The organism is Kitasatospora sp. NPDC096128 (assembly GCF_040303105.1).
Taxonomy (GTDB): domain Bacteria; phylum Actinomycetota; class Actinomycetes; order Streptomycetales; family Streptomycetaceae; genus Kitasatospora.
The window spans coordinates 177,615-189,418 of record NZ_JBEOSP010000016.1 but is presented as its reverse complement, the minus strand read 5'-3'; the positions used below and the strand labels follow the sequence as shown (position 1 = coordinate 189,418).

The 11,804-nt window shown below is 74.3% G+C and carries 11 protein-coding genes; 4 read left to right on the top strand and 7 right to left on the bottom strand.

Translation table 11 applies throughout. The features are described from left to right. Positions 1-280: 280 nt before the first annotated feature. Positions 281-1,537 (bottom strand): serine hydrolase domain-containing protein, encoded by a 1,257-nt coding sequence (locus tag ABTY61_RS19930; RefSeq protein WP_350506323.1) that lies wholly within the window; start codon positions 1,535-1,537, stop codon positions 281-283. Positions 1,538-1,955: 418 nt separating this feature from the next. Between ABTY61_RS19930 and nhaA the strand changes: the two genes are divergently transcribed. The 4 genes from nhaA (at position 1,956) to ABTY61_RS19910 (ending at position 5,564) form a co-directional block, all read left to right on the top strand. Next, on the top strand, positions 1,956-3,350 hold the full coding sequence (gene nhaA / locus ABTY61_RS19925; RefSeq protein ID WP_350506322.1) for a Na+/H+ antiporter NhaA: 1,395 nt from the start codon (positions 1,956-1,958) through the stop codon (positions 3,348-3,350). A 232-nt stretch (positions 3,351-3,582) separates the two neighbouring features. Next, complete coding sequence (locus ABTY61_RS19920; protein ID WP_350506321.1) at positions 3,583-4,059, top strand: phage holin family protein; 477 nt, start codon at positions 3,583-3,585, stop codon at positions 4,057-4,059. Positions 4,060-4,142: 83 nt separating this feature from the next. Further along, positions 4,143-5,210: an alpha/beta fold hydrolase gene (locus tag ABTY61_RS19915; protein WP_350506320.1), complete on the top strand. Its 1,068-nt coding sequence runs from the start codon at positions 4,143-4,145 to the stop codon at positions 5,208-5,210. Between the two features lie 144 nt (positions 5,211-5,354). Then, complete coding sequence (locus ABTY61_RS19910; RefSeq protein WP_350506319.1) at positions 5,355-5,564, top strand: hypothetical protein; 210 nt, start codon at positions 5,355-5,357, stop codon at positions 5,562-5,564. Between the two features lie 70 nt (positions 5,565-5,634). Here the strand turns inward: ABTY61_RS19910 and ABTY61_RS19905 are convergent, their stop codons facing one another. The 6 genes from ABTY61_RS19905 to ABTY61_RS19880 form a co-directional block, all read right to left on the bottom strand. Next, positions 5,635-6,336 (bottom strand): metal-dependent hydrolase, encoded by a 702-nt coding sequence (locus tag ABTY61_RS19905; RefSeq protein ID WP_350506318.1) that lies wholly within the window; start codon positions 6,334-6,336, stop codon positions 5,635-5,637. Between the two features lie 189 nt (positions 6,337-6,525). Then, the gene (locus ABTY61_RS19900; RefSeq protein WP_350506317.1) at positions 6,526-7,710 is read right to left on the bottom strand and encodes a MarP family serine protease; all 1,185 of its coding nucleotides are present in this window, start codon (positions 7,708-7,710) and stop codon (positions 6,526-6,528) included. 46 nt (positions 7,711-7,756) lie between these two features. Beyond that, on the bottom strand, positions 7,757-8,491 hold the full coding sequence (locus ABTY61_RS19895; protein ID WP_350506316.1) for an NUDIX hydrolase: 735 nt from the start codon (positions 8,489-8,491) through the stop codon (positions 7,757-7,759). Next, on the bottom strand, positions 8,488-9,366 hold the full coding sequence (nth, locus tag ABTY61_RS19890) for an endonuclease III (RefSeq protein ID WP_350506315.1): 879 nt from the start codon (positions 9,364-9,366) through the stop codon (positions 8,488-8,490). Before nth ends, ABTY61_RS19895 begins: the two co-directional genes overlap by 4 nt. Positions 9,367-9,540: 174 nt before the next feature. Continuing rightward, the gene (locus tag ABTY61_RS19885; RefSeq protein ID WP_502895374.1) at positions 9,541-10,041 is read right to left on the bottom strand and encodes a MarR family winged helix-turn-helix transcriptional regulator; all 501 of its coding nucleotides are present in this window, start codon (positions 10,039-10,041) and stop codon (positions 9,541-9,543) included. 43 nt (positions 10,042-10,084) lie between these two features. Beyond that, a complete protein-coding gene (locus tag ABTY61_RS19880; protein ID WP_350506314.1) occupies positions 10,085-11,791 on the bottom strand; it encodes an FUSC family protein in 1,707 nt (568 codons plus the stop codon). Positions 11,792-11,804 lie beyond the last annotated feature (13 nt).

The window sequence follows — 11,804 nt, the reverse complement described above, 5'->3', positions numbered from 1 at the left end:
TCGGCGAACTCCCCAAGACCCGCTCCGGCAAGATCATGCGCCGCCTGCTGCGCGACATCGCCGAAGGCCGCGAAGTCGGCGACACCACCACCCTCGCCGACAGCTCGGTGATGAGCCAGATCCAGGCCCAGCTGCCGCCGCACGGCAGCAACGGCTGAACGAGGCGCTGACGGCCGCAGGCAGCACCGGCGGCCGACGATCGAGCGCGCTCGCTTGAGCAGTGGCCGGGCCCCGGGCGGTGATCACCGCCCGGGGCCCGGTCGTCGGGCCCGCGAGGGGATCACCCCGCTGCCGCCGCCGGACCGACTACCGGATCGACTACCGAACCAGCCGCCGGGCCCGCCGCCGAACCGGCCGCCGTCCCGCGCTGGGCGGCCAGGGTCCGCAGGGTCTCGTACGCGCCCTGGACGAAGCCCCGGTCGCGCAGGACGCGCACCCCCGACCACGCTCCGGCCAGCACCGCCAGCCCGACCTGGGCCCGCGGGCTGAACCCGACGAAGGCGCTGAACCCCCGGGTCGACCCGGCTTGGAACACCAGCTCCACGGCGCCCTCCCCCTCGGCCGGCTCCCCCGCCGCGCCGACCGCACCATCGTCGCCGGGCCCGCCCACATCACCACCGACCCCCCGCTGGTTCCAGCCCAGGCAGAGCCGGGTGCCGCCCCGGCGCCGCCCCACCCTGGGCCGACGGACCTCTGCGAGCGCCGTCCGCAGCACCGCCGGATCGGCCCGCTCGGGCAGCGGCACGGCATCCAGCGAGAGGTGCGCCTGGAGGTAGCGGAGCATGTCGTCCGCGGTGGAGCGCACTGCCGAGGCGCCGGGCAGGGCGGGCAGCCGGAAGGACGGCACCCGGCCGCCGCGCCGGTACCCGCCGACGTCCTCCCGGCCGGGGCCGCAGGAGGTGTCCACCAGGCCGAGCGGCCCGCACACCCGGGCGGCCAGCAGGTCGTCGTAGCGCTGCCCGGCCGCGTTGGCCAGCAGCAGTCCGAGCAGTCCGCAGCCGAGGTTGGAGTAGCGCACCTGGGTGCCCGGGGTTCCCCGGACGGGGGTCCGCGGCAGTGCCCCAAGCAGGTGCGTCGACCCGAAGGTGGCGCACGGGCGGGTGAACCACCGGGGTGCCGCGGCCGGCCGCAGGCCGACCGGCAGCCGGGGCAGGCCCGAGGTGTGGGTGGCCAGGTGGAGCAGGGTGATCGGCCGCTCGTGCGGATAGCCGGGGACGGCGTTCGCGGGGAGGTAGCGGTCGATCGGGTCGTCGTACCTGACCTCGCCGCGGGCGGCCATCTCGGCGAGCAGCAGTCCGGTGAAGGTCTTGGTCACGGAGCCGAGCTCGAAGCGGGTGTCGGCCCGGACCGGGTGCCGGCCGGGGTGGTCGGACTGCCCCCGGCAGGCGACCGTCCGCTCCTCGCCGCGGATCACCACGACGGCGACGCCGCCGTCCGGCCCCGCGGAGCGGAACAGCGGGCGGAGCAGCCGGTCGAGGTCGGCCGGAACGTCCTCGGCGTCGCCGGGCTCACCAAGCAGGGCAGGCGCGCCGGGCAAGGCAGGCGCGCCTGGCGGGGCGGGCTCACCGGGTAAGAGGGGCGGTTGGGGCAGGGTTGTGCCACCACCGGGCATGGTCGTGCCTCCAGCAGGAACTACGGGGAAAGGAAGGGGTGTGCGCACCGGCCCGGAGCGGGCGGGCGCCTGCGACCGACCTTAGGGAGCCGTTCACCCGACTGCACTCGGCCTGGGCCGTTCGGGTACCGGTCCACTGCTCCTCGGGGGTGCAGAACCGGCCCGCAGGGCTTAAGTCCTTTACTAGGACAATCCGGATGTCACCTGAACGTCCCTTAGACTGTTAAGGACGCATCAAGATCCTTGACGGGATTCGCGGGCGTCACAGGGCGCGCCGGGAAGTCTGGTCGGCAACTGCACCACTCGTGCATCCGTTGCCGCTCCCAGCCCCAGGAGGTCCCCCGTGACCGACCAGCCGCCCGCTCACGAGCCGACGACCCGCCGCCGGCAGTTCCTCGGCCGGCTGTCACTGCCCGAGCGCACCTTCATCACCGACGCGCTGCGCACCGAGACGGTCGGCGGCATGCTGCTGCTGGCCGCCGCCGTGGTCGCGCTGGTCTGGGCCAACGTCTGGCCGAACGCGTACGAGAGCATGCTCGACTTCAAGATCGGCCCCTCCACCCCGCTCCACCTCGACCTCACCCTGGCCGACTGGGCCAAGGACGGCCTGCTGACGATCTTCTTCTTCGTGGCCGGCATCGAGCTCAAGCGCGAGTTCGTCGCGGGCGAGCTGCGCACCCCGGCCGCCGCGCTGCTGCCGGTGATCGCCGCCGTGTGCGGTGTCGCCCTGCCCGCGGTCCTGTTCGCCCTGGTCAACTCCGGCAGCGGCGGTCACCCCGGCGGCTGGGCCATCCCGACCGCCACCGACATCGCCTTCGCCCTCGGCGTGCTGGCCGTGGTCGGCAGCCACCTGCCCTCGGCGCTGCGCGCCTTCCTGCTCACCCTGGCCGTGGTCGACGACCTGATCGCGATCCTGATCATCGCGGTCTTCTACAGCTCCGGGATCAAGTTCTGGGCGCTCGGCCTGGCCTTCGCCGGCCTGGTGCTGTTCTGGTTCCTGCACCGGCGCGGGGTGAAGGGCTGGTACCTGTTCGTACCGCTGGCCGTCGTGGTCTGGGCGCTGATGCACGAGAGCGGCATCCACGCCACGGTCGCGGGCGTCGCGATGGGCCTGATGCTGCGCTGTCACCGGGAGGGCGACGAGAAGCACTCCCCCGGCGAGCACATCGAGCACCTGGTCCGCCCGCTCTCGGCCGGACTGGCCGTCCCGGTGTTCGCGCTGTTCGCGGCCGGGGTGACGATCTCCGGCCCGGCACTGCGCGAGGTCTTCACCCAGGCCACCCCGCTCGGCATCGTGATCGGCCTGCTGGTCGGCAAGACGGTCGGCATATTCGGCGGCACCTGGCTGGCCGCCCGGTTCACCCGGGCCGAGCTGAACCCCCAGCTCAAGTGGGCCGACCTGTTCGCCGTCGCGGTGCTCGCCGGGATCGGCTTCACCGTCTCGCTGCTGATCAGCGAGCTGGCCTTCCCGAACGACCTCACGCTGGCCGACCGCGCCAAGACGGCCGTCCTGGTCGGCTCGCTGCTCTGCGCAGTGGTCGCCACCGTGCTGCTCAAGCTCCGCAACCGGCACTACCGAGCCCTGTGCGAGGAGGAGGACCGGGACGAGGACGGCGACGGCATCCCGGACGTCTACCAGCAGGACGACCCGGCCTGGCGGGCCCGCACCGGCGACGCGCCGGCGGCCGCCGAGGCGCCCCGCTCCGTGCCGGGTGAGGGGCCCGGCACGGCCCGCTGAGCCCCGCCGAGGAGCGCGGAGCCCCCTCCGAGGAGCGCGGCGGAGGCCCGCAGGGGCCTTCCGAAGCCGGACACGTCCCTCCGGCGGGGCCCCGGAGTGGTGTCCGACTGACCGGTAGGGGCATGATTCTGAGCTGTCGACACACCACTGACGCCTCCGGACCCCCCACCGGCCCCGGAAACCGCGCACCGCGACGGCGTCACGCCGCAACAGCCGCAGAGGAGAACCGCTGATGCCCGCAGGAGCCGCAGACCCGTCCAGCAACGGCCGGGCGCCCTACGAGGGCGAGCGTTCGGTGGGGCAGCTGTTCGCGGCGGCCACCGCCGACCTGAGCGCACTCGTCCACGACGAGATCGCGCTCGCCAAGGCCGAGATCCGCAAGGACGTCAAGCGCGGTGTGACCGGCGGGGTCTCGATCCTGGTCGCCGCCACCGTGGCACTGTTCTCGGTGCCGATGCTGAGCGCCGCGGCGGCGTTCGGCATCCACGCGCTGGGTCTGTCGCTCGGCTGGTCCTTCCTCATCGTGGCGGGCGCCTACCTGGTGCTGGCCTTCCTGCTCGGGGTGCTGGCCTACCGCTCGTTCAAGAAGATCCAGAAGCCGGAGCGCGCCATCGAGGGTGCCCAGAAGACCGCCGAGGTGCTGAAGAACGCCCGGCCTCGACCGGCCACCCAGGAGGAGATCGACCGGGGCCTGGGCCGCATCCCGTAACCCGACCTGCACCTACGTGCCCGGACCCGCCGACGGCGAGTGCCGGGCACGTGTCCTTCGCACGGATGTGACACGCTCTCGGTATGCCGCTCGACCAGAAGCCCGCTCCCGCGCAGCCGTCCGCCGCCTCCGGCCCCGACTCCGGCCCGGAGGCCGCCGAGGGCGCCACCGTCCCCGGACGGTCCGACGACGGTGCCGACAGCGGTGCCCGCGGCGGTGCTGACGGCGGTACCGGCGGCGCCGCGACCGAGGCGTGGAGCATCCGGCAGCCCGGCCCGTGGCGGCACCGCGACCTGGCGGCCAACGGCGCCCGCTTCCACATCACCGAGCTGGGCTCGGGCCCGCTGGTGCTGCTGGTGCACGGCTGGCCCGAGTACTGGTGGGCCTGGCGCCACCAGCTGACCGCGCTGGCCTCGGCCGGCTACCGCGCCGTGGCGCTGGACCTGCGCGGCATCGGCGGCAGCGACCGCACCCCGCGCGGCTACGACCCGGGCAACCTCGCCCTGGACATCACCGGGGTGATCCGCTCGCTCGGCGAGCAGCGGGCGCACCTGGTGGGCCACGCCTCCGGCGGCACCCTGGCCTGGGTGGCGGCGGTGATGCGCCCGTCGGTGATCCAGAGCCTCACCGCGGTCTCCGCGGCCCACCCCCGGGACCTGCGCCGGGCGCTGCTGACGGACCGCAAGCAGATCGCCGCCTTCGATCACGTGCTGGGCTTCCAGCGGCCGTGGATACCGGAACGCCGACTGGTCGCCGACGACGCGGCGCTGGTGGGCCGCTACCTGGACGAGTGGACCGGGCCGACCAAGCTTGACGAGGCGGCGGTGCACGCGTACCGGCAGGCGATCCAGATCCCCAGCACCGCGCACTGCTCGATCGAGCCCTACCGCTGGCTGCTGCGCTCGATGGCGCGTCCGGACGGCATCCAGTTCGCCCGCCGGATGAAGAAGCCGATCACCGCACCGACCCTGCACGTCCAGGGCGCCGCGGACCCGGTACTGCTGTCGCACACGGCGCTGGGCGGGGGCGAGTACGTCGCGGCGCCGTACCGCTGGCGGCTGCTGCCGGGGGTCGGGCACTTCCCGCACGAGGAGGCTCCGGAGGAGTTCACCGCGGAGCTGCTGGACTGGGTCGGTCGCCACAAGGAGTGACGGCCGGAGGGCCCTGCCCGGGGCTCCCGGAAGGAGCCGGAAGTCCCAACTCCCTTGATGTTGCGCTCATATGACATGCGCATGGGCCATTTTTCGGCGAACCCGGGCGGTTACTCCCACCGGCCCAGGGGCATCCATTCCGGTATGACCTGGATGCCCGATCGCGGCGACGCCCCGCGCGGCCGACGCCACAACAGCCCCCAGCGCCCCGCACACCTCCCGGACTGGGCGGAGGACCTCGGCATCGAGGGCCTCGACCGCCGCCAGCGCGGGGCGCAACGGCAGATGGGCATCCCACGCATCCTGGGCCGGCGCGCCCGGTGGGTGGGCGCACGACTGCGGCGCGAGACCTGAGGTCTCGCGCCGCGTCAGCCGGACGTACGGCGGCCGCACCAGAGAGGTACGAAGGCCGTGGGACGCCCGGTCAGTTCACGATCTGCGGTGACAGCGCGGTGAACCAGAGCAGGACGAAGGTCGCCACCGACATGATCGGCACCAGCACCTTGGTCTCGACGTTGTTGCCGCTGCGCTTGATCAGCACGATCTCGTAGCGCTCCTTGTGCGGCCACAGCAGCGGCGCGCCCTTCTTGGTCAGGCAGTCGCCCAACAGGTGCGCCAGGGTGCCCAGCCCGACCGCGTACGGCAGCCAGCCGGGCGCGTTGGGCATCCAGGTGTTCATCCCGAAGGTGCCGAGCGCGGCCAGGCCGATGACGGTGATCCACGCCTCCGGGCCGTTGCTCGGCGGGCAGAGCCGCAGCGCCTTGATCGCCAGTGCCAGCAGGAAGAACGTCACCGTGAGGGTGAAGTAGCGGCCCAGGAAGGTGACGCCGGCCCAGGTGCCGCCGCCCATCAGCGCGACGAACAGCAGCGAGTGGGTGGCGTGCCGGTGCCCGCCCGAAGCCCAGGCCACGAAGCGGCAGAGCGCCTTGGAGAGCGGGCCGAGGAAGTTGGCGATCGAACCGTCGTGGTGGTCGAGGTCCGGCAGCAGCGCCGCGCCCGCGCACAGCACCGTGCCCATCAGTATGTCGGCCGGCTGCAGCGTGGTGTGCAGCAGCAGCGGGGGCAGGAACGGGGCCGAGGCCGCGTACAGCATCGCCCCGCTCACCGCGTGCGAATGACCCATCATCGGACTACCACGACCTCCCGTTGACTCACTCCGGGACGGCAACCCGGTTGAGCCGAACGGGTGAGCGCGGCCGAGGCTACCAGGGCGGACTGACGGTGCGACGGATGCCGCACCGGCGGCACGCCGTACCCGGGCCCGCCCCGGGACAGAACCACGGCCGGACCACCGGCCGCCTCCGGCCCCGGATGGTCAGAGCGCGCAGCCCTGGGTGTCCGCCCGGCCGCTCGCGGTACTGCCCGCCGTCGCGTCCTCGCGCACCTCGGCCGAGGTCAGCACGTACCCGGTGTCGGCGCTGTCCAGCGACTTGGCGAACACCACGCCGTACACCTGCCCGTCCGGGGTGAGCAGCGGCCCGCCGCTGTTGCCCTGGCGGACCAGCGAGCGCACCGAGTAGACGTCGCGCACCACCTGGCCGCGGTGGTAGATGTCCGGGCCGTTGGCCTGGATCCGGCCGCGGATGCGGGCGGGCTGGACGTTGAAGGCGCCGTTCTCGGGGAAGCCCGCGACGATCGCGCTGTCGTTGGTCTTCGCCTCGCCCGCGAAGGTCAGCGGGGGCGCGTTCAGCTTGGGCACGTCCAGGACGGCGATGTCGCGCTGCCAGTCGTAGCGGACCACCGTGGCGTCGTACAGCTGGCCGACGCCGCCGATCTGCACGGTCGGCTCGTCGACGCCGCCGACCACGTGGGCGTTGGTCATCACCCGGTGCGGGGCGAAGACGAAGCCGCTGCCCTCCAGCATCTTGCCGCAGGAGGGCGCGGTGCCGACCACCTTGACCAGGCTCTGCCGCGCCCTGGCCACCGCCGGGCTGTTGGCCAGGGCCGGGTCGGGGCTGTCGACCTGGGTGATCGGCTCGTGCTCGAAGGGGTTGAAGACCTGCGGGAAGCCGTTGCGGGCGAGCACCTTGGAGAAGTCGGAGAACCAGTTCGGCGCGTCACCGGGCAACGCCTCCTGGACGCCGCCGAGGATCGCCGAGGAGCGGACCTGCTTGGAGACCGTCGGCAGGGACGTGCCGGCCAGCGCGGAGCCGATCAGCCAGGCGACCAACAGCATCGAGATCACGTTGACCACCGCGCCGCCGGACGCGTCCAGCACCCGGGCCGGACGGCGGTCGATGTGGCCGCGCAGCTTCCAGCCGTAGTGCGCGGTGACCGCCTGGCCGATCGCGGCGCAGACGATCACCACCACGACGGCCACCACCGAGGCCGTGGTGCCGGGGCTGAGGTGGTCGAGCAGCAGCGGCAGCAGCTGGACGGCCAGCAGGCCGCCGCCGAGGAAGCCGACGAGCGACAGGACGCCCACCACGAAGCCCTGCCGGTAGCCCGAAATGGCGAACCCGACCGCGGCGAGGACCAGCAGCACATCCAGCACGTTCACTCCGACACCCTCCCACGCTTCGCGACCGTGCCGCGCCGACGGTCCGTCACGAGCCTTCGACGTCTCCGCCCGGCAGGGCCCGGGAGTGTTCGAGGTCGCCCTGGACCAGCGCCAGCGCGTCGTCCGAGAGGTCGACGACCCGGGACGGGTCCCACGGCCGCTCCAGCCCGCTGTGGTGCAGCACCCGGTCGATCACCCCGGCGGTGAACCCCCAGACCAGCCGCCCGGCGACCGCGAAGGCCGGCCCGACGTGCCCGGACGGGTGGCGCAGCCGGACCCGGTTCGCCGGGTCGGCGAGGTCGGCGATCGTCACCCGGAACACCGCGCCGGTCTCGCCCCGGTCCACCGGGCGCACCGGCGACTCCTCGCGCCACCAGCCCAGCACCGGGGTCACCACGAAGTGGCTCACCGGGATGTACAGCCGGGGCAGCGCGGCGAAGACCTGCACCCCGGCCGGGTCCAGGCCGGTCTCCTCCCAGGCCTCGCGCAGCGCCGCCGCGACCGGGCCGGGGCCGTCCGGGTCGCCGTCCTCCGGGTCCAGCGCGCCGCCCGGGAAGGACGGCTGGCCGGCGTGCGAGCGCAGCGAGCGGGCCCGCTCGATCAGCAGCAGGTCCGGCCCGTCCGGGCCCTCGCCGAACAGCATCAGCACGGCCGCCGCCCGGCCGCCCTCGCGCGGCGGCAGGAAGCGGCTCAGCTGTTCCGGCAGCACCCGCTCGGCCGCGTCCCGGACCGGCTCCAGCCAGCCCGGCAGGTCGTTCCGTTCGATGGCACCGGCGATCACGCTTCCACCCCCTGGTCGGCGACCCGCCCCTGGTGGGCGGCCGCGTCGGCGCGGGCGGCGGCCTCGCCGGGGAAGTCCGACGGCGGCTTCAGCCGCTGGCCGGGCTGGCCGCCCATCTCGTACTTGAGCAGCTTGCGGGCCTTCTCCGGGTCCAGCTCGCCCTCCCCGTAGGCGGGGCAGAGCGGCGCGATCGGGCAGGCCCCGCAGGCGGGCTTCTGGGAGTGGCAGATCCGGCGGCCGTGGAAGACCACCCGGTGCGAGAGCATCGTCCACTCCGACTTCGGGAAGATCTCGGCGACGGCCAGCTCGACCTTCACCGGGTCGTCCTCGGTGGTCCAGCCGAACCGGCGGGCCAGCCGGCCGAAGTGGGTGTCCACCGTGATGCCGGGGACTCCGAAGGCGTTGCCGAGCACGACGTTGGCGGTCTTGCGGCCGACCCCGGGCAGGGTCACCAGGTCGGCCAGCCGGCCCGGGACCTCGCCGCCGAACTCGTCGCGCAGCGCGGTCGAGAGGCCGATCAGCGACTTCGCCTTGTTCCGGAAGAAGCCGGTCGGGCGGATGATCTCCTCCAGCTCCTCCGGGTTCGCCGCCGCCATGTCCTCGGGCGTCGGGTACTTCGCGAACAGCGCCGGGGTGGTCTGGTTCACCCGCAGGTCGGTGGTCTGCGCCGACAGCACGGTGGCCACCAGCAGTTGGAACGGGTTCTCGAAGTCCAGCTCCGGGTGGGCGTACGGGTACAGCTCCGCCAGCTCACGGTTGATCCGCCGGGCCCGCCGCACCATCGCCAGGTGCGACTCCGGCTTCCTCGGCTTCACCGCCGCCTTCTTCGCGACCGGCTTCGACGCCGCCGCCTTCCGGACCTTGCTCTCTGCCATGCACGAAGGCTACGCCGGGCGGCGGACCGCTTGGGGCCGATCAAGGAGGGAAAAGGGGCCTGCCGGGGCGGCCGTTGTGTCATGGGCGACGGTCCGGCCCGGGCAGAACGGAGGATCAGGGTCCTGCCGGCCGAGGACACGACCGTCCTGCGGCAGGGTCCGATGGCCGGGTGTTCACCGCAGCGGGCGGCCGATGGTGCCCTCCAGGGTGTTGAGCAGGCCGGCCAAGGCCTCGGCGAGCCTGGCCTGCTCGTCCGGGGTGAGGCCGGAGAGCAGGGCGCGGTCGTAGGCCACGAGTTCCTGGATCAGGCCGTCGACCAGGCCGCGGCCGGCGTCGGTGAGGGAGAGGTGGGCGACCCGGCGGTCCCGGTCGTCGGGGCGGCGGCTGACCAGGGCGCGCTCCTCCAGCAGGCGCAGGCGCTTGGTGACGGCGGCGCCCGAGGCGAAGCTCTCGCGGGCGAGTTGGGTGGGGGTCAGCTCGCGGTCGACCCGGCGCAGGGCGCCGAGGATGTCGAACTCGGCGCGGGTGAGGCCGGCCCGGGTGAGCGGGTCGGGGGTCTGCTGGAGCAGTGCGGCGCAGCGGTTGATCCGGCCGAGGACGGCGATCGGGCCGGTGTCCAGGCCCGGGTAGGCCTGCTCCCACTGGCGCAGCACACCTGCGACGACGTCCTCCACGTGCGCTGCTCCCGTTCCGCGACCGACCGACCGTCCGTCGATCCTAGAGCGCGCCCCGGCCCTTCCTTCCGGGCCTCGCTTCCGGGACCTGGACGGCGCCGGCCCCGGCGCCCCGCCGTGCGAGCAGGGCGGCCAGCAGGTGGTGGCCGTGCTGCTCGGTGTCGGCGGCGCGCTGGTGCGGGAGGGCGGGGCGGCGCCACTCGCCGGTGGCGGTGTCGGCGGCCTCGCGCAGTTCCAGCAGGGCGGCGGCCAGCCCGGTCCGGGCGGCTGCGGCGGTGGCCGCGGCCTCGGAGCCGACGGCCGCGACGGCGGCCCGGGCCGCCCGGGTGGCGGTCTCGGCCCCGGCCAGGGCGTGGGACAGCCGGGTGGCGGTGCGGCGGTTGGTGACCAGCAGGCAGGCGGCGAGGCCGGTGAGCGCGCCCACGCAGGTGTCCAGCCAGCGGTCGGCGACCAGGGTCGCGGCGGGCTGCCGGCCGGCGAACTCGGTCATCATCAGCGCCATCGGGGTGACGAAGACGGTGGCCAGCCAGTAGCTGCGGGCGATCGTCGCCTCGGCGCCGAACTGGCACAGCAGTCCCAGCACGATCAGCGCCACCGGGCCGGAGTGGGCGACCGGCAGGGCGGCGGTGAACAGCGCCAGCCCGAGCAGGTTGCCGAGCACCCGCTGCAGCGCGCGCTGCCAGGAGAGGGTGCTGTTGGCCTGGAACACCGAGGCCGCGGTGACCACCGCCCAGTACGGCCGGCCGACGCCGAGCGCCAGCGAGAGCCACCCGGCGGCGGCGCAGCCGACCGCGACCCGCAGGGCGATCGGCAGCAGCGCCGAGCCGGGCCGCAGCGCCCGACTCGGGGACGGCCGGGGGTCGGGGCGGCGGGCGCACAGTTCGGCGGCCTCCGCCCCGGTGAGGTCGAGCAGCGGCAGCGGGCGGCCCCGGCGCAGGTCGCGGGCCCAGTCGGCGTACCGCTCGGCGGCGGCCGGATCGGCGGCCGAGGCGGCGGCCGGATCGGCGGCCCGGGTGGTCGGCGTGGCCAGGGCGACCTCGGCGTGGACGAGCAGCCGCTCGGGTGCGTCGCCGAGGGCACGTCGGCGGGCCGGGGAGGACAGCGCGAGGCTGCGCCGGGCCGCGTCGACCGCGCCGACCAGGGCGGTGCGGGCGGTGGCGTCCGAGGCCCCCGACCCGGTGCGCGCCAGCCGGGCGGCGGCCTCCAGCGCCCGGGCGGTGGCGATCCGCTCCGGCCCGTAGGGGCGCAGCAGCGCGGGGGCCATGCAGACCAGCCAGGCCAGTGCGGCGCCGAGCACGGTGAGCGCCAGGTGCGGCGGGAGGTCGGCGGGACGTTGCGGGACGAAGGCGCAGCTGGCGGTGGTGAAGGTGATGATCAGGCTGCCGGGCGGGCCGACCCGGGCGGCGTCGCAGCCGAGCCGGTGCAGGGCCGCGAGCGCGGCCGCGACCGCGACCAGCAGCACGGCGTCGCGGGTCAGCGCGGCGGCGGTGAGGGCGGCGGCCGTGCTGAGCACGGTGCCGAGCAGGACACCGGCCAGGGTGCGCGCCCGGGCCCGGTAGGGCAGGCCGTGTCCGTACAGCGCGCCGAGGCCGCCGGCCGAGGTGTAGAGGGCGAGGTCGAGCCGGCCGAGGACGAGCAGGGTGAGGTTGAGGGTGCCGAGGGTCACCACGGCGCTGAGCGCGGGCTTGTGCCAGCTGTCCCCGGGCGGGCCGACCCGGAGCGCCTGCCGGAACTGGGCGGTTGTGGCCATGAAAAAAGATTAG